The organism is Nostoc sp., from assembly GCF_036916985.1.
Classification (GTDB): domain Bacteria; phylum Cyanobacteriota; class Cyanobacteriia; order Cyanobacteriales; family Nostocaceae; genus Nostoc.
In genome coordinates this window covers 104,583-122,204 of record NZ_JBALFD010000012.1, presented here as the reverse complement: position 1 = coordinate 122,204, position 17,622 = coordinate 104,583, and the positions used below count along the sequence as shown (strand labels likewise).

General features: G+C 40.6%; 14 protein-coding genes. 4 read left to right on the top strand and 10 right to left on the bottom strand.

Annotated features, from left to right (window positions below):
• Nucleotides 1-41: 41 nt before the first annotated feature.
• Together V7L07_RS02705 and V7L07_RS02700 are read right to left on the bottom strand one after the other, a co-directional pair.
• Nucleotides 42-617, bottom strand: coding sequence for a Uma2 family endonuclease (locus V7L07_RS02705; RefSeq protein WP_335054813.1), 576 nt, complete (start codon nt 615-617; stop codon nt 42-44).
• A 193-nt stretch (nt 618-810) separates the two neighbouring features.
• Nucleotides 811-2,163 (bottom strand): cytochrome P450, encoded by a 1,353-nt coding sequence (locus tag V7L07_RS02700; RefSeq protein WP_335054811.1) that lies wholly within the window; start codon nt 2,161-2,163, stop codon nt 811-813.
• 539 nt (nt 2,164-2,702) lie between these two features.
• Here V7L07_RS02700 and V7L07_RS02695 point away from each other — a divergent pair.
• Nucleotides 2,703-3,083, top strand: a complete 381-nt coding sequence (locus V7L07_RS02695; RefSeq protein ID WP_335054809.1) for a calcium-binding protein — start codon at nt 2,703-2,705, stop codon at nt 3,081-3,083.
• A gap of 3 nt (nt 3,084-3,086) precedes the next feature.
• On the opposite strand, the gene V7L07_RS02690 is transcribed toward V7L07_RS02695, so the two are convergent.
• The 3 genes from V7L07_RS02690 to folB all read right to left on the bottom strand — a co-directional run bounded on the left by V7L07_RS02690 (nt 3,087) and on the right by folB (nt 6,217).
• Entirely contained in the window at nt 3,087-3,647 is a 561-nt protein-coding gene (locus V7L07_RS02690) for a sugar O-acetyltransferase (protein ID WP_335054807.1), read from the bottom strand.
• A 39-nt stretch (nt 3,648-3,686) separates the two neighbouring features.
• On the bottom strand, nt 3,687-4,967 hold the full coding sequence (locus V7L07_RS02685; protein ID WP_335054805.1) for a GGDEF domain-containing response regulator: 1,281 nt from the start codon (nt 4,965-4,967) through the stop codon (nt 3,687-3,689).
• An 881-nt stretch (nt 4,968-5,848) separates the two neighbouring features.
• On the bottom strand, nt 5,849-6,217 hold the full coding sequence (folB, locus tag V7L07_RS02680; RefSeq protein WP_292853449.1) for a dihydroneopterin aldolase: 369 nt from the start codon (nt 6,215-6,217) through the stop codon (nt 5,849-5,851).
• A gap of 167 nt (nt 6,218-6,384) precedes the next feature.
• Between folB and menD the strand changes: the two genes are divergently transcribed.
• Nucleotides 6,385-8,139 (top strand): 2-succinyl-5-enolpyruvyl-6-hydroxy-3-cyclohexene-1-carboxylic-acid synthase, encoded by a 1,755-nt coding sequence (gene menD, locus V7L07_RS02675; RefSeq protein WP_335054802.1) that lies wholly within the window; start codon nt 6,385-6,387, stop codon nt 8,137-8,139.
• A gap of 77 nt (nt 8,140-8,216) precedes the next feature.
• Here menD and V7L07_RS02670 read toward each other — a convergent pair whose 3' ends face one another.
• From V7L07_RS02670 to ahcY, 3 genes are all read right to left on the bottom strand, one after another.
• A complete protein-coding gene (locus V7L07_RS02670) occupies nt 8,217-9,065 on the bottom strand; it encodes a hypothetical protein (protein WP_335054800.1) in 849 nt (282 codons plus the stop codon).
• Between the two features lie 20 nt (nt 9,066-9,085).
• Nucleotides 9,086-9,286, bottom strand: coding sequence for a hypothetical protein (locus V7L07_RS02665; protein ID WP_335054798.1), 201 nt, complete (start codon nt 9,284-9,286; stop codon nt 9,086-9,088).
• 261 nt (nt 9,287-9,547) lie between these two features.
• The gene (gene ahcY / locus V7L07_RS02660; protein WP_334776998.1) at nt 9,548-10,825 is read right to left on the bottom strand and encodes an adenosylhomocysteinase; all 1,278 of its coding nucleotides are present in this window, start codon (nt 10,823-10,825) and stop codon (nt 9,548-9,550) included.
• Nucleotides 10,826-11,215: 390 nt separating this feature from the next.
• Here ahcY and V7L07_RS02655 point away from each other — a divergent pair, with 390 nt between their 5' ends.
• Nucleotides 11,216-12,883, top strand: a complete 1,668-nt coding sequence (locus tag V7L07_RS02655; RefSeq protein ID WP_335054796.1) for a mechanosensitive ion channel family protein — start codon at nt 11,216-11,218, stop codon at nt 12,881-12,883.
• Between the two features lie 316 nt (nt 12,884-13,199).
• Here V7L07_RS02655 and V7L07_RS02650 read toward each other — a convergent pair whose 3' ends face one another.
• Nucleotides 13,200-13,979 (bottom strand): class I SAM-dependent methyltransferase, encoded by a 780-nt coding sequence (locus V7L07_RS02650; protein ID WP_335054794.1) that lies wholly within the window; start codon nt 13,977-13,979, stop codon nt 13,200-13,202.
• A 444-nt stretch (nt 13,980-14,423) separates the two neighbouring features.
• Nucleotides 14,424-15,296 (bottom strand): D-alanyl-D-alanine carboxypeptidase family protein, encoded by an 873-nt coding sequence (locus V7L07_RS02645; protein WP_335054792.1) that lies wholly within the window; start codon nt 15,294-15,296, stop codon nt 14,424-14,426.
• A 381-nt stretch (nt 15,297-15,677) separates the two neighbouring features.
• On the opposite strand from V7L07_RS02645, the gene mnmG reads away from it, so the two are divergent.
• Nucleotides 15,678-17,600 (top strand): tRNA uridine-5-carboxymethylaminomethyl(34) synthesis enzyme MnmG, encoded by a 1,923-nt coding sequence (mnmG, locus tag V7L07_RS02640; RefSeq protein ID WP_335054921.1) that lies wholly within the window; start codon nt 15,678-15,680, stop codon nt 17,598-17,600.
• The last annotated feature ends 22 nt before the right edge of the window (nt 17,601-17,622 follow it).

The window sequence follows — 17,622 nt, the reverse complement described above, 5'->3', positions numbered from 1 at the left end:
TACCATTCCATAAGCTAAAGCTTGTTTGAAAGAGCGATCGCTTAACTCAAAATCTGTGTTAAATCCAGTACAAACCCAGGCAATACATCCTCACCTGATAAGCTGGTAGCCGATGGCAAAACCTCAACTTCCTGTCCTGGGCGGTAAATTTCTACCTGTTGATTCTGCGGATCAATCAGCCAACCCAAACGCACACCATTCTCAATGTACTCCTGCATTTTTTGTTGCACAGTTTTTAAGCTGTCTGAAGCAGAGCGTAATTCTACCGCAAAATCTGGAGCAAGCGGTAGGAATCTGTCGGGGTCGGGATTTAGGGCTTCTAATCGCTTGCGGCTCACCCAAGAGGCATTAGGAGAGCGATTTGCACCATTGGGGAGTTTGAAACCCGTTGAGGAGTCAAAAGCCAAACCTGTGCCATCAGCGTCAGTCCAATTACCTAAACGCTGTGTCAGTTTACTATTCCGATTTCCGCTTTCCCATCCAGTTGGTGGCATGATAATTAATTCTCCCTCTGCCGTGCGCTCAAGTCGCAAATCTCGATTATTTTGACACAGTTGGAAGAACTGCTCATCTATTAGTTCAATGGTGGGGCTGAGGTTCAGAATCAGGGCAGTCACGTTGCTTCGTTCCGAATTCAAAATTCAAAATTAATGATACCCATAAATAAATTTAGTTGCTCTGTATATGAGTCGTTTCCGGTCATAATTGCCTCTCAATCTTGCTAACTTTAGCGTAGCACTTCTTAATATATTAAATTGACCATTGAGCTTCTAGCTTAGTTATAGATTTGGTTTTTGTCTTTATATCATGTCAGGAATTTAGCTTGCTATTCAAAGGCTCAATATATGCTTGTAGAGTATCTTTAACTTTAGAAGGCTGACGAACTGGAGCGATCGCAGAATAATCTGGTTTTACTGTCCAGTCATAATGACGAAGTAGTGTGGAAAGCACAATTTTCATTTCCATTTGGGCAAATTCCATACCTAAACAACTGTGCGAACCATAACCAAAACCCATTAGTGCCAAAGGATGTTTCTTATCTTCTTCGCGAGGTGGTGCAAAGCGATCGGGGTCGAAGCGATCGGGATCGGTGTACAGTTCTGGTAAACGGTGAGTCAGCATCGGCGAAATAGTCACAAACCAACCAGCAGGGATGCGATAGCCTCCATACTCAATATCCTTGAGAACTCCACGATTATAGGCATACACTGGCGGATAGAGCCGTTCTACTTCTTTTAGTACGTTGGTTAACTGTGGAAGTTGTTTGAGATGGGACAAATTAAGGGAATTATCTCCCACAACTGCTAATTGTTCTTGGCGCAGTCGTTCTCGCCATTCTGGGTGATTACCTAATTCAAAGATTACCCAAGTCAGCAAGGAGGCTGTAGTTTCATGTCCAGCAAACAGCAGTAGTAATGCTTCGTTGATTACCTGTGCTTCGCTCAATTTATTACCGTCTTCATCAACAGCCGCTAAAAGTAATCCCAACACATCTTTTGATTCTTCTAAGTTACCTTGCTCCAGACGTTGGGCGATTACTTCACGTAAGAAAGCCACTAATTTACCCCTAGCATTTTGACCGCGACCATATAAAGTAAAAGGGACATTCCATTTGACTATCGCCATACTGCTATCTATCAGTTGTGTAAACCACTGACTGGTTTGCTCGACTTCGCTCTTGTTCTGACTTCCCAAGAACAGGCGAGTCGCAACTATCAGGGTAAGCTGGCGGAAACTAGAATTTAAGGGAATCGTTTCTCGCTCTCCCCAATCTTTGAGGAAGTCTTGCACAATATTTTGAATGGTGTCGAAGTATGTAGCGATCGCTTTTCCGTGAAATGCTGGATACATCAAGCGACGAGTTAGCCGATGTTCTTCCCCATCTTGTAATAAAATATTATTGCCAAATGTTGATTCTAAGAAATACCACCCGATCCGCGACGACATATTTTCCGCTTGTTCCACCAGCACCAGCCGATTAGCATCAGGGCCGATTAAATAAGCACGTTTGTATCCCATGACACTCGTCTTAAAAACTGAACCATGCTGCTGGAATCGTCGCCATATATACAGTTCTAAATCCCGAAATATTTCCAAAGTCTCGCCTAAGATGGGCAAGCCAAAGCTACCAGGCATTTCCTCGGCGGATTTTAGTTGCCGCATATTTAAGTATCTCCAGCAGTAATTAGCTACAGTGTCTACTTAATTGTAAAGCGCAGTTAGGCTTTGCAAATTTAAATTACCAATCGCGGTAGAGTTTTGCTGCGTAAGTTCTCATCTCTTCATTTAGTAATCAGACTCGTTTATACACCGTAGTGGCGTGGCAAGCAAAAAAATAGTGCATTAGACGTAGGTTGGGTGGAGCGGAGCGCAACCCAACATATATTAAGCTGTTGTGATTATAGTTTGCACATTGAGGCGGCAGGGGAGCAGGGTGCAAGGGAGAGGAGTTACAGGTTTTGCCTAATCATGCTTGTGATGCAATTTGTAGGCGCAACAGCTTAGGATGTTGGGTTATGCAAAGCCTCCACCAAACCTACAATTTTTTTGCACCATTTTAGCCTCTTTGGTGTTCTTAGAGTTTAATTAAGTAATCAAGAGGACACAACATTAGATATATTTAACTAGGTTTGAGAAAAATTATTCTTAGTCAAGACTTTGGTAATATTATCAAAACGTAATTATACGCAACGCGTCATTTTATGCCTAGTGTTGAAGCCGACGAAAACCGAGAGCATCGCATTAAAACAGAGATTATTGTAGATGCTGAAGACAAAGAAGACAGAGCTATGGGTTGGTACTATTACCTCGAAGAGACTCTAAATTTTCCCTTTCTGGCAAAATGGACTAAGAAGGGACGCAAATCAGCTTCCGCCGAGGAGAAACAAGTCGAAGTCGTGGGAATGGCCCCAGATGATGAGTGCTTAAAAGATATGTTTGTAGAAGTGGCTTATATTAATGGTAAAGATGATGATGTATATTCTGCAAAATTATCTGAAATAGCAGCCATTGACGCTGACAGTGAAACTCAAGAAGCGATCGCAGACTGGCTCTATTGGATTGCTAGAGAATATAAGTTTTAAATTCTAGGACAAATACCGAATGACGCGGCAGGGATTACCGGCAGCGACAACATTTTCAGGTATATCTTTGACAACTACACTGCCAGCACCAATGGTTGTATTATCACCAATAGTTACACCTGGACAAATAATTGCACTGCCACCAATCCAGACATTATTACCAATGTTGATTGGAGCAGCTAATTCTCTACCAGAAAGACGAATTTCTGGCTCTGTAGGATGATAAGCAGTATAAATTTGTACATAAGGAGCGCACAAGACATTTTCACCAATGTAAACTCTATTGCAGTCTAAAATTACACAGCCATAGTTCATAAAAAATCTGTCGCCAGCGAAAATATTACTGCCATAGTCACAGTGAAAGGGTGGCAGAATTAACACTTTTTGACCTATTTTTCCAAATAATTCTTGTAAAATTTGCTGCCGTTGCTCTTGCTGTTCTTCAGTCGTAGAATTATAACTTCGCAACAGACGACTAGCTCGTTTACTTTCGGCAGCCAATTCTGCATCTTCTGACAGATATAATTCGCCTGCGAGCATTTTCTGTTTTTCAGTTTTTTCCATAACTGACTTATTTGAAGTGGCAGTAGAAAGGACTATTAACTAAAATATGGCATAAGTAGCTTTTCCTTGGCGTTTAGCTCGGTACATAGCAATATCAGCATCCCGTAGCAAAGTTGCAGGCTCGTCATGATTAGTAAAATTCCAAGTAATACCAATGCTAGCTGTAGTAGATAATTGATATCCATTGAGGTTAACTGGCAATCGTAAGGAGTCTTGAATACGTTTAGCAACATTGATAGCATCGGTAATGTCTTTAATATCCTCCAAAAGAACAGTAAACTCATCACCACCAAATCGTGCTACAGTATCGCCACCACGTAAACACGACTCTAAACGTCTAGCGATCGCTATTAAAAAATCATCCCCGATTCCATGCCCAAAGCGATCGTTAATCTCTTTAAAGCCATCTAAATCCAAAAATAAAACTGCAAAATAATAATTGCTTCTGCGTTTACTACGTTCAATAGTTTGTCTGAGCCGATCTAAGAATAAAACACGATTCGGTAATGCTGTCAGCCCATCATAAAATGCATTGCGGATCAGTTGTGCCTCCGTCTGCTTGCGTTTGGTGATATCTTGAAAAATTAAAACCGCGCCAGTAATATTACCATCTCGATCGCGGATGGGTGAAACATTATCCCCAATCGCTATTTCTCTACCATCTTTTGTAATCAGTGTACAGTTTTCTGGTAAATTGAAAATTTCACCTGCTTCCATTACATCTGTGGCTAAATTTTCAATTGTTTCTCCTACATCTTTGTCAACTAAGTTAACAACTTCTACTAAATTTTTACCAAACGCTTCACTTTGCTTCCAACCAGTGATTCGTTCTGCGATGGGATTCATCATTTGAATAGAACCATTTGTGTATGTCACAATCACTGCACAGCCCATGCTGTTAATAATTGTCGCCAGCCTTTGTTTCTCTTCGTATAATATTTTTTTGCTTTGATGTTTGTACAGAGCCATTTCAATCGCAAAATGTAAATCTCTTTCAATAACTGGTTTGACTATGTAGCTAAAAGGCTCACTTAACTGATTCTTATGTAATGTTTTATACTCCAAGCATTCTGTTAGATATACTACAGGTACATGAAAGTGATTCTGGATAATATCTGCTACGTGTACACCGTCAATTTCCCCAGCTAGGCAGATATCAATTAATACTAAATGTGGATGAGTTTCTGCTACCTTTTTTATTGCCTCTTTACCAGACTTAGTTATTTCTGAAACGGAATAACCTAGTTTTTGTAAACTTTTTCTAATATTTGAGGTGATAATTTTTTCATCCTCAACAACTAGGATTTTGCGGGCGAGCATGTTACAATAGCCTGTTTGCTAAGGTTCAGATTTTTGCTGTCAGTGTCAACTCAATCAAAAAGTAATTATTTTATCATAAAAAATATCTAAGTACCCTGTCTTCTTCCTTGATATCAATACTAAATTAATGAGTAAATAGCGTCATGTTATTAACCTCCGGTAATTTCTGTGCTTGTCAAAGCTAATTCTGAATAACCCATACAGCTAATATCGTGTTATTAACATCTATTCAAATTACCATGTAATTACAAGCATTCAATAACTGATTTTAAAACGTATACAATAGTTTTTCTTTGGAGAAGCATAAATGCTAAGTATAGTATTTATGTAAAAATTAATCAAGAATAAAAGTTCATGAAATCACGACATACTACTTTCATATAAGTTAAGAAAATTATAGAGTGTGTTATATTTAATATAATAATATATATTCACTCAATTGATATTAAACATAATCATTATCTGAAATTTAGGAGTTTAATATCACTTTATATAAAAAAGTTTTTTCTCAGCCTGGGTCGAAATTACCGTTTGAAAGTGTCTTAAATCTTGAATGGTGATTGAAATAGTATTACTTAGAACTATTCATCGCTGTTGGTTAATTCTTAACAAGAAATAATTCAGGAGTCAGGAGCCATAATTCACTTCTGAATCTCCGACGAGAGTTATTCTGGATTCTTGTTCAATCAAAAATCTTACGATCTGAAAATGTGCAAGTTAAATACTCATCAGCAGATCGCGGAATTTTGTTTTTTTTGATCTTGAGCTAATGCTAGGGGGGCAATGGCAGAAAAAATTCTCTTTGTGAGATACTTGTACGCTCCATGTAAATCCCTTTTTTTACTAGCTGTATAGATATTGAAAAAAACACATTTTGTGCTTTATAGATTGGACTTACTTTTAGTCAATTCAATGCTAATTTTGCCACCAAAGTCTGGAATAGGTGCGGCAGGTTTGCTGAGAGTGACTTGGACTTTTGTTACACGATCGCACTCTTGGAGGATAGAATCTGCGATCGTTGCTACCAATTTCTCCACCAAAGCAAATTTAGACGTTTTGAGCAGATGTTGTATCAAGCTAATGACGCTGCGATAATCTAAAGTGTCTTCGATCGCGTCAGTTTTGGCCGCTGTGGAGATATCCAACCATAACCTCACATCCACCTCAAACCATTGTCCTAGCACCTGTTCTTCTGGTAGATACCCAGTGTAGCCATAGCCGCGAATTCCCGTTAAATGAATGCAGTCCATAAAAGTTTGAGAGCAAATTGGGCATTTTGTAGAAAGTTGAGCAAGTTTGCTTGGAGATTTTCTTTCCCAGAAACTCGCTTGGCGGTGTTGGGTTCCATCACCGCATTGATGGATTTTAAATTGAATTTCCCTAGACAAAATCTAAAATTTAAGATTGTTTTATAACTATGTTTGATTTAATGCCGATCGCTTATAGGAATGTTAATCAACTTTGGGCTTATATTTTAACAGAGACACTAAAGCGGTTGGGATTGACTTGTGCCATCATTTGCCCCGGATCGCGCTCTACACCCCTAGCGATCGCCTTTGCTCAACAAGTACCTGAGATTGAAGCAATTTCCATTCTCGATGAACGTTCCGCCGCCTTTTTCGCTTTGGGACAAGCGAAAGCAACCGGACGCCCTGTGGTAGTTGTTTGCACTTCTGGTACAGCAGGGGCAAACTTTTATTCAGCAGTCATTGAAGCGAAAGAAAGTCGCGTACCACTATTGATATTAACCACCGATAGACCTCCAGAATTGCGAGATTGTCACTCTGGGCAAACTGTAGATCAGTTGAGATTATATGGAAACTACCCAAATTGGCAAACAGAGTTAGCCTTACCCTCAGCCGATTTGGGAATGCTAGCTTATCTGCGACAAACGGTAATTCATAGCTGGGAAAGGGCGCAAACTCCTACAAAGGGGCCAGTACATTTGAATATTCCCTTTCGCGATCCCTTAGCGCCTGTTCCTGATGGAACTGACTTGAGTTATTTGCGATCGCAGTTTCACCCAGAAGACTTTTTCGCAGGAATAGCAAACCCATGCCCCATGCCCAATGCCCAATGCCCCATTCCCAAAGAGTGGAAAGAATGCGATCGCGGTATCATCATTGCAGGTGTCGCCCAACCGTCGCAACCAGAGGAATATTGTAGAGCGATCGCGCACATTTCCCAAACTCTCAAATGGCCTGTGCTAGCTGAGGGACTTTCGCCAGTCAGAAATTATGCCGAACTCAACCCTTATTTGATTTCCACTTATGACCTGATTTTGCGAAATCAGCAACTAGCCAAGGAGTTAGCACCCCAAATGGTGATTCAAGTGGGTGAAATGCCTACTAGTAAAGAACTACGTACCTGGATTGACGCAACCCAATCGCGACGCTGGGTAATTGATCCCAGTGACCAAAACCTCGACCCTTTACATGGGAGAACGACGCATTTACGGATATCTGTAGAAGATATAAAAGCAGAGGAGATAAATTTATCCTTCTCCTCAGATTATGTGCAGCAATGGTGTGATGCAGAAACTAAAGTCAGGTTAGTTGTTGACCAGACGATGGGGAAAATAGATGAAATGATTGAGAGTAAAGCAGCCTGGTTAATTTCTCAGATTTTACCGCCTGGAACGCCTCTATTTATTGCCAATAGTATGCCTGTGCGGGATGTAGAATATTTCTGGAAACCGAATAATTTAGGAGTGCGATCGCACTTTAACCGGGGTGCAAATGGCATCGATGGCACATTATCTACAGCTTTAGGAATTGCCCATCGCCAGCAAAGTAGTGTGATGTTAACGGGAGATTTGGCACTGTTGCATGACACCAATGGTTTTTTAATCCGCAATAAGTTTGTGGGACATTTGACGATTGTATTAATCAACAATAATGGTGGTGGCATTTTTGAAATGTTACCCATTGCCAAGTTTGACCCACCATTTGAAGAGTTTTTTGGCACTCCCCAAGATATTGATTTTGCTCAGTTGTGCGCTACTTATAATGTGCAGCATGAATTGATTACTTCTTGGCAGGAGTTACAGCAAAGATTAAACCAGCTTCCAACTATAGGAATTCGAGTTTTGGAGTTGCGGACAAATCGTAAAGCAGATGCCAAATGGCGACAGGATAATTTACGTAATTTTGCCGCAGATATTGCAATATAACCCATTCTATTAAAGTTGATTTAATCGCGGTACATACAATATGGGTACTAGGTGAGATGCTTGTGATATTAATAATCTTAGAATTGAAATTCGTCTGGTTCTGAGGATATTATTTCGCTATAAATGTTTCTATTAACATCAAACTCTATACTACTATCAGAATCTCCGTAGCTTACCGATACCAGCAAAAGATAGTGAGGTAAATTTCTTTCTTGTCTATCAAGTAAATATTCAGATTCATAACCTTTTATATGTTGGATTAAATGTTGGTTAAAATCTAAATCTAAGCCTCGAAAGTATCTAAATAATATTTGATAAGCTAATGGGACAGAAAATTTATATATACTATTTGCATCTATTGGCAACTTCTTCTGATCCTTATCTTGACCAAGATAATCTGGATTTTTGTATCTAATAATTGATTCTACTATATCAATAGGGACAACTACTGCATGATTTTGTTTTGTAGTTGACGGAAAAAATGAATAGTCATGAAATTTTTGAATAGACTGATTATCATATAGTAATAGCATTGGATATTTAATATTGCTGCTAATTATATTCAGTTGTTTACCTTTAATCTCTTGAAACTTCCTCTTATTTTTATGTATTTTTTTTGCTTCCAGAGAAGTAACTCCCTCAAAATCAGGGCTGCCAGGATATACAATTCTTACAAGAAAACCTATATCACCAAATTGAGTTTCAGGTTTTCCAGTAAACTTATACGCTGCTGAATTAATCTTGATTGGCAATGAAGACAGACCATTAATTTGAATATCACGAAATAATTTTCTATATTCAAAAAGTATTTTTCTAGTAATGTAATCTTCTGACCAATCTGAAGGATAACTATCTAATATTTGTTGGCGACAAATATTTTCTATTTCGCTGTATAATGTCATAATCGACATTTTTAAAATAGCCATATTTTTGGATTTTAAATTAATCAAGTTTCCATTTTTAGTTTACCCATATCCTTGTATAAAATTGATGAACTGAAAGAAAAAGGAGAATGAGCGATCGCTTTCCTTTTCTGCCTGAGATTTACCCTTTGGGTTAACCTTGTTTGTAACGACCCTTCCAAGTCAGCGATCGCAATCTCAATTCCAACAAATCCAAAGTTAACGCTTCCAACGTTCTTGAGCAATTTCACCAAATAGTCGTTTTAACAGTCGGAGGAGCGATCGCACTTTTTCTTCCACCGCTTCTGATATACTTACGCTTCTACAAATACTTCTTCACTACGAGAAACTTTATTTGTATTTTACGGAGTGCGATCGCTCTCCTCCTAACTATTTCACTTTGCTACTCTGCATCTAGCCTGTGGGTTCTGCTTTCAGCATCGTGAAATACAAAAAAAGGGATAAGCCCAAAAGCTTATCCCTCAAAAAATCAACTAATCAATGTATCAAGTTCCACTTGTCCAAGAGTTAATGTACTCGATTTGATCTGCTGTGAGGCTATCAATCGTGATCCCAATAGCCTGCAACTTCAACCGAGCAATTTCTTGATCGACTTCAACAGGAATTGAGTGCAAACCAGGGGCTAACTTACCCTTATTCTTCACCAGGAATTCACAAGCCAAAGCTTGGTTGGCAAAACTCATATCCATTACCGCGCTGGGGTGTCCTTCAGCCGCAGCTAGGTTAATCAAGCGTCCTTGTCCGAGAACGACAACTGATTTACCATTTTTCAACTTATACTCTTCAGTGAAAGGACGAACTTCTTTGATTTCCTTAGCATTAGCAGCCAAGTATTTCAAATCAAGTTCTAAGTCAAAGTGACCGGAGTTACAAACGATCGCACCGTCTTTCATGACATCGAAGTGTTCACCACGAACGACGTGCTTGTTACCAGTCACAGTGATAAAAATATCACCTTGGGGTGCAGCTTCAGCCATTGGCAGTACGCGGAAGCCATCCATTACGGCTTCAATTGCCTTGATGGGGTCGATTTCGGTAACGATGACGTTAGCACCCATCCCACGGGCGCGGAGGGCTGTACCTTTACCACACCAGCCATAACCGACGACGACAATGTTTTTACCAGCCAACAAAATATTTGTGGCGCGGATAATGCCATCTAGGGTTGATTGCCCAGTACCATAGCGATTATCAAAGAAGTGCTTGGTGTCAGCATCGTTGACGTTGACTGCGGGGAAGGTGAGAACGCCTTCTCTAAACATGGCGCGTAACCGCACAATACCAGTGGTGGTTTCTTCCGTGCTACCAATCAAATCAGCAATTTGGTGTTGGCGTTCTTGTATCAGAGTTGCAACCACATCGCTACCGTCATCAACAATAATGTTGGGGCGGTGATCTAAAGCTATTTGGACGTGGCGGTTATAAGTTGCGTTATCTTCGCCTTTTTGAGCAAAGACGGGAATTTCGTGATCCAAGACGAGGCTAGCGGCTACGTCATCTTGGGTTGATAAAGGGTTGCTAGCAATTAAAAGCGCGTCTGCACCACCGGCTTTCAGAGCGATCGCCAAATGTGCTGTTTCGGTTGTAATGTGGGCGCAAGCTACAAGGCGTAAACCAGCAAAGGGTTTCTCGATAGCAAAGCGATCGCGGATTTGCCGCAAAACTGGCATTTCGCGTCCAGCCCATTCAATGCGCTGTCTTCCCAAGGCAGCTAGGCCGAGGTCTTTAACCTCGTGCTTTAATCGGGGAGAAGTTGCGGTCATCAAAAGTTACCTCAAAAAATTAAAAAAGCTACGTAAAATTTACGCACTCTACTAGGTTATTGTACTACTGCTGATTTTTGCTGGCAATTAGCAAATTACTAGTTAATAGTCTTCAAAACTAGCTTGACGTTTGATCATCTGAATGTCAACTTCCTTCGCAGGTTCTTCTTTTTTGTTTTATCTTTGTTAAGAGTAAGACTTTTATAACCTTCAACCCTGATTTTCAGCACTTTGTCATCTGTCTAAAGATAGAAGACAACTAAAAAAATACCGAAATTTCATCGTCTAAAAAGAAAACCTCAACTTTAGATAGGTACATCTACCCAAAGATATTGCAGAGGATAGTTATAGAAATAGTCACTAGTAGATTTTACTCAAGGAGGTGTTTGAGTGCGCTTTCAATTTTTGGCGTTGGCTTTGCCCGCCGTAGGCATCGCCAGTTCAATAGCCATAGGCGTTGTATCTGTGCCAAAAGCCACAGCCCAGATTCCTTTTTTACCGCAACTGCAAGCTCCCAGCAGTGTGAGTAATGATTCAGATAACAGAGTTGTTTCGGGCTGGATTTATTTAGATGGTCGTCGGTTATTTCAAATAGCGGCATCAAAAACCAACTTTCCTGAGCGTTCAGAAGATATTCAAAAGAAGTTGGAGAAAATTGGCCAAAATTACTTTCAATCACCAGCAACAACGCCAGTCAAAGTAGAAGTTCGGAAAGTCAACGAATTACCAGTAATTTATGTCAACGGTCAATATCTGATGACCGTTACTTCTGAAGATGCTGGACTCCGACAGGTAGATATATCAACATCGGCAAATCAAGTAGCCGAATCGTTACAAGAAGACTTGCAACAAGCAAAACAAGAAAGGCAAACTCAATCTTTAATCGACCAAGGTAAAATTGCTGCGGGCATCGGATTGGCAATGATTGTCATGAGTTGGGGGGTATATAGCTGGCAGCAGCGTTCTCAAAAGGATTCAGAAAATCTCATTGCCTCCCAACCCCAAAGGGAACTCTTCAACTACCCAAAACCAGCAGATCAAGTAATTACAACACAACTAAATCAACAGCAAAAGAATCATCTGCAAGAAGTCAAAAGACGATTATTTCAGCTAAGTCAAGCCGGAATTTGGGGAGGTGGAAGCTTCTTTATTTTAGGTCTATTTCCCTATACACGAGGGTTTCAGGTAGGAATTCTCACAGCCGCCCAATTTCCTTTGCGATTAGGTATCGTCTTCCTGGGAACCTACGTAGCGATCCGTTTGACCTACGCCTTGATTGACCGCTTCGCCTCCACTCTAATTAGCAGTGGTGCTTTCCTCACCCCAGAAAGTTCTGCACGGCTGCAACTACGAGTTTCCACATTTTCTGGTGTGACTAAAAGTATCACTACTGCTATTTGGGTAGGAGTAGCCTTTTTGCTAGCGCTGGTATCCTTGGGGATAGATATCGTTCCCTTGCTAGCGGGTGCGAGTTTAGTTGGTGTTGCATTGTCTTTGGCATCGCAAAACTTAATTAAAGATGCGATTAACGGTTTCCTGATTATTTTAGAAGACCAGTATGCTTTAGGCGATGTGATTACTGTGGGAGACGTAGGAGGCTTAGTAGAAAATCTGAATCTGCGGATGACCCAAGTGCGGGATTCAGAAGGGCGCTTGATCACGATTCCCAATGGTGAAATTAAAATTGTTGCCAATCTTTCTAGTCGTTGGTCACGAGCCGATTTAACAATTCCCATCGCCTACCAAGCCGATACAGAAGAGGCTTTGAATTTGATTGCAACTATTGCTGATAAAATGAATCAAGAAATGCAATGGCAGCGTCAAATTTTGGAACCGCCGCAAGTTTTGGGAATAGATCAATTTGGCGATCGCGGTTTGATTATCCGTATCTGGATTAAAACACAGCCCCTTAAGCAATGGGATGTAGCACGAGAACTTCGCCGCCGCCTAAAAGTTGCCCTAGACGAAGCGGGAATTTCCATCTCTGTGCCTCAACAAGCAATTTGGGTCAATGACGATCAGTTGTTAAATTTTCAAGGAAATGGCAAAGCTAATTAGAAATTTGGATTCATCTAAATGCAGGAGTATAGCAATCACTACAACTGCATTGACCAAATAATTCGTAATTCGTAATACTCGCCTCCGGCGAGAAGCAAGCTACGTAATTCGTAATTAAAGAGGGTACAAGCCCCCACCAAATCTACGATTTGGTGGTCAACAAGAAAGTTGCAAAAAAATTGTAGGTTGGGTGGAGGCTTTGCGTAACCCAACCTCCTGATATATGTTGGGTTGCGCTCCGCTCCATCCAACCTACGTCTAATGCACTATTTTAAGCTTGCCATGCCACTACTTCTGATGATTCCTATTTTTCTTTTTAAATAACTTCACCAAGGTATACGCTAGTGCGATAGACCATATAGACAAAACCACTTTTATCACGAAAGCGCTGATATAATTCTTGAAAATTATTAATAAGCTGTTCGTATACCCAGCCTTCATGTGGGAGGTAAGAAACACTCTTGGCTCGGCCAATAAGTCCAGTTAAATCTAATTGTTGCCTATAAGTAAAAGTATATTCCTGGATGTTAATAAAATGGGGAGTTACGAACAGTGGCTCTACCGACTCCATTCGAGATTCTGCTGGGTGATTATTAGATGCTTCGCGGACTAGTCGGCTATATTCTGTAGTTAAGGCATCTTCTTTATCTCGATTATTCCACACCACAGCCAAGCGTGCTGATGGTTTTAAAATACGGCGAAATTCCAATAAAGTTGGTTCGGGATTGAACCAGTGGAAAGCTTGAAAACAAGTAACTAAATCAACTGAATTATCAGGGAGTTTGGTAAATTCTGCTGTTCCATCACGAAACTCTATCAAAGGATGTGCTTGGGCAGCTTCTCGCATCGCTGCGTTTGGTTCTATGGCGATGACATTAATTCCGCGTTCAGCTAACAATCTTGAAGCAATTCCTGTACCTGCACCAATATCTGCTGCTACGAGTTGTGAATTTTCACCTAATCCTTCCAAGATAATATCAATTGCATCTGTGGGGTAACTTGGTCGATATTTTACATAATCCTCTGCTCTCTCAGAAAATCGGTTGAGTGGGTTTAAGGTATGTAAGGGTGTTGTTTCAGGATTAATTTGGCTCATGAGTTTTTATGTAAAAATGCAAGTGTGTAGGCGTAGCCCGTCGTAGACATCGTTGTAGTCTAGTCAGGGTAAGAGCATCTAAATTAGGCTTTAGCATTCATGATACATTTACTAAAATCAGCTATGAGCAAGCAGTTAAATTAATTCAACAATATACACTTAACCTTGAAATTAGAAAGGCTATTTTAGATATTCTTCAATCTCGTCTTAGTACTAATGCTTACTATAGTAATCCGATAGCGAAGCGGTAGCAAGTCAGACGCTCCTGCGTCGCTAACGCTGCGCTATCGAGCGTCTTTGATTTCTGAATCACTCGTAGAGGTAAGGGACTGGGGAAGGTGGGGCCCCCTCTGGGGATAAGGGGTAATGGGGACTGGGGAATGGGAAGAAGGAATAAAGGTGTACTGAGTTTTGTTCAAAAATCAAATATGAGTCCTATAGCAATCATAGCGGCGTTATCCAATAAGTAATGCCCCGAATAGCTTGTTTTTTAAAACCAAACAGGGATAAATTCTCTTCAGATAAACCCACATAAGTCCAATGTGGAGTATCATTTTCCACTGTTTGAAACCAACCATTTTGATTCAGAGCTTTTCTTTGTTCTTTACTGCCTACGCGTAAATCAATAGCTAATCCCCAGAGATGTTGAGAAGTTCCGGGAGGTGCAACTAAACCAAGAATTTTTGTTTCTTTACCCTGTTGAACTTTTGCTAAAACTTGATCGTTAGCATATTTGTGCCAAAATCTTAAATTCGTGTTAAAAGTACGAGTACAATCACCAGAACCATAACCAGATTTTAGCGAAATATTTTGCTGGATTCGTGCTTTATTTAAGGCATCAGCCGCCGATTTTTGTAAGTAACAGTCGTTAGTACCATCAACATGACCCATTGTTAAAGTAGCTTGAAAATCTTGAGTTTCTTTTTCATTAGCGAAGATATCTTGTTGCGGCAGTTTAATCTCAACATCTTGATTTACAAAGACTGCACCATAAGCTCGTAGTAACGTATATTCATAAGTACCAGGCTGAGGAATTGTAGGTAATTTTCTAGCGATCGCAGATAAAAAACGCTGTTGAGCATTTAATTTAGCATCAGGAATAAATGGTTCTGATGTTGTCTTTTTAGAGATATCTGTACAAGGCAATGAATCAGTACTCAAGCATCCGTTTAATGGTTGGGCAATTATAGCAACTTTGTGGCGGGTAATCTCATTACTAGCTACTAAGACAAAAATCATCAAGATAACTATCATGATGAAACTTGCTTTTCTGATAGCTCTATTAATATTTATTTTCTTACTGATGGTGAGTTTCATTCTTAAATAATTGCTTCTTGGCTGATTCAAAGCTAAAATCAATCGACTTATTAAAAATATTTCTTGTTTACTTTTATTTTAAATTACAGACAAAATCTTGATACTGAACATGGTTTTTTACGAAAAATCAATATTAAACAATGAATTAATTTATGTGATATCCAACTACATGAACAATAGCTGTGATAAACAAACCGGAACGTCGTCACAAAATTTAAAAAAAGATTACACGTTTTACCTAATACTCAAGTTTAAAAATAAAAACTTGCCTTGATTTGAGTACTAGTAAGTTTGATAACTTTTTTAGCAGAAAGTTACATCCATGAAATCACTGGAACAGTTAAAATTGAAAAGAACTCTCAGCTTGCTGATCCTGTAAGTATGACCATGCACAATTCCGTTGAATTTCAAGACGCTTTTGATGTCATAGTCGTCGGTGCAGGTCACTCCGGTTGCGAAGCAGCTCTCGCCTCTGCACGCCTCGGTTGTCGTACCCTGCTATTGACGCTCAACTTGGATAAAATCGCTTGGCAACCTTGTAACCCAGCAGTGGGTGGCCCGGCCAAATCTCAGTTGACTCATGAGGTAGACGCACTCGGCGGAGAAATTGGTAAAGTAGCAGACCGTACCTATCTGCAAAAACGTATCCTCAACTCTTCACGGGGGCCTGCTGTGTGGGCATTACGCGCCCAGACGGACAAGCGCGAATATGCAGCAGTGATGAAAAATATTGTTGAGAACCAAGAAAATTTGACAATCCGCGAAAGTATGGCAACAGACTTGGTGCTGGGTGCTAATGGTGAAGTCATTGGTGTTGAAACTTATTTTGGTGTGGGGTTCCAATGTCAAGCAGTCATCCTGACAACTGGCACTTTCCTGGGAGGCAAAATTTGGGTTGGTAACAAATCAATGGCAGCCGGACGGGCTGGGGAATTTGCAGCCGAAGGATTGACACAAACCTTAAATCGTTTGGGATTTGAAACCGGCAGACTTAAAACTGGAACTCCGGCACGAGTAGATAAGCGATCGGTAGATTATAGTAAAATGCTCATTCAGCCAGGGGATGAAGATGTGCGCTGGTTCAGTTTTGACCCCGATGTGTGGGTTGAACGGGAACAAATACCTTGCTATATCACCCGCACCACCGCCGAAACCCATCGCCTAATTCGGGAAAATTTGCATCTGTCGCCCGTTTATGGCGGTTGGGTGGAAGCTAAAGGGCCACGTTATTGCCCAAGTATTGAAGATAAGATTGTCCGCTTTGCTGATAAAGAAAGCCATCAAATCTTTATTGAACCGGAAGGAAGGGATATACCCGAACTGTATATTCAAGGGTTTTCTACAGGGTTGCCAGAAAATCTGCAACTGCAAATGTTGCGGACTCTCCCCGGTTTAGAAAAATGTGTGATGCTGCGTCCGGCTTATGCAGTGGAATATGACTATTTACCAGCAACTCAGTGTTACCCCACATTGATGACTAAGAAGATTGCGGGGCTGTTTTGTGCTGGGCAGATTAATGGCACAACTGGTTATGAAGAAGCCGCAGCTCAAGGGTTGGTGGCGGGAATTAACGCAGCTCGATTTGTTCGCTCTCAAGAAATGATTGTGTTTGCGCGCGAGCAAAGTTACATTGGGACGCTAGTTGATGACTTGTGTACAAAAGACCTGCGGGAACCTTACCGGATGCTTACCAGTAGGTCAGAGTACCGATTAATATTGCGTTCTGACAATGCCGACCAACGTCTGACACCCTTGGGACGGGAAATTGGTTTAATTGACGATCGCCGTTGGGATATGTTTATTGAAAAACAGGGTAACATTACCACAGAAAAACAAAGATTACAAGCTACACGAGTGAAAGAACATGATGAAATAGGAATAGCGATCGCATCTAATACCCAACAAGCAATTAAAGGTTCAATTACCCTAAACGACTTGCTGCGGCGTCCGGGATTCCATTATGTTGACCTCGACAGGTTCGGATTGGGAAACCCCAACCTCAACCGCGCTGAGAAAGAAGGCGCAGAAATTGACATTAAGTATTCTGGCTATCTCGCTAGGCAACAACATCAGATTGACCAAATTGCTAGGCAAGCGCACCGCCAGTTACCTGCTGATTTGGACTACACAACAATTGATACTCTTTCCAAAGAAGCACGGGAAAAGCTGACTCACGTAAAACCACTCACCCTTGGTCAAGCCGCACGTATAGGTGGTGTAAACCCAGCAGATATAAACGCTTTATTATTATATCTAGAATTGCGTAAAACCAAGAACCAGCATGAGTTTCGAGCGTTAGCTTAACACCAACTTCATAAAGACTGAG

Bases quoted from the DNA above. Each gene is read 5' to 3' on its own strand.
- ahcY (WP_334776998.1), bottom strand. From the start codon at position 10,825: ATGACCGCAACTTCTCCCCGATTAAAGCACGAGGTTAAAGACCTCGGC.
- V7L07_RS02645 (WP_335054792.1), bottom strand. From the start codon at position 15,296: ATGAAACTCACCATCAGTAAGAAAATAAATATTAATAGAGCTATCAGA.
- menD (WP_335054802.1), top strand. From the start codon at position 6,385: ATGTTTGATTTAATGCCGATCGCTTATAGGAATGTTAATCAACTTTGG.
- V7L07_RS02700 (WP_335054811.1), bottom strand. From the start codon at position 2,163: ATGCGGCAACTAAAATCCGCCGAGGAAATGCCTGGTAGCTTTGGCTTG.
- V7L07_RS02690 (WP_335054807.1), bottom strand. From the start codon at position 3,647: ATGGAAAAAACTGAAAAACAGAAAATGCTCGCAGGCGAATTATATCTG.
- V7L07_RS02695 (WP_335054809.1), top strand. From the start codon at position 2,703: ATGCCTAGTGTTGAAGCCGACGAAAACCGAGAGCATCGCATTAAAACA.
- folB (WP_292853449.1), bottom strand. From the start codon at position 6,217: ATGGACTGCATTCATTTAACGGGAATTCGCGGCTATGGCTACACTGGG.
- V7L07_RS02650 (WP_335054794.1), bottom strand. From the start codon at position 13,979: ATGAGCCAAATTAATCCTGAAACAACACCCTTACATACCTTAAACCCA.
- mnmG (WP_335054921.1), top strand. From the start codon at position 15,678: ATGACCATGCACAATTCCGTTGAATTTCAAGACGCTTTTGATGTCATA.
- V7L07_RS02670 (WP_335054800.1), bottom strand. From the start codon at position 9,065: ATGGCTATTTTAAAAATGTCGATTATGACATTATACAGCGAAATAGAA.
- V7L07_RS02685 (WP_335054805.1), bottom strand. From the start codon at position 4,967: ATGCTCGCCCGCAAAATCCTAGTTGTTGAGGATGAAAAAATTATCACC.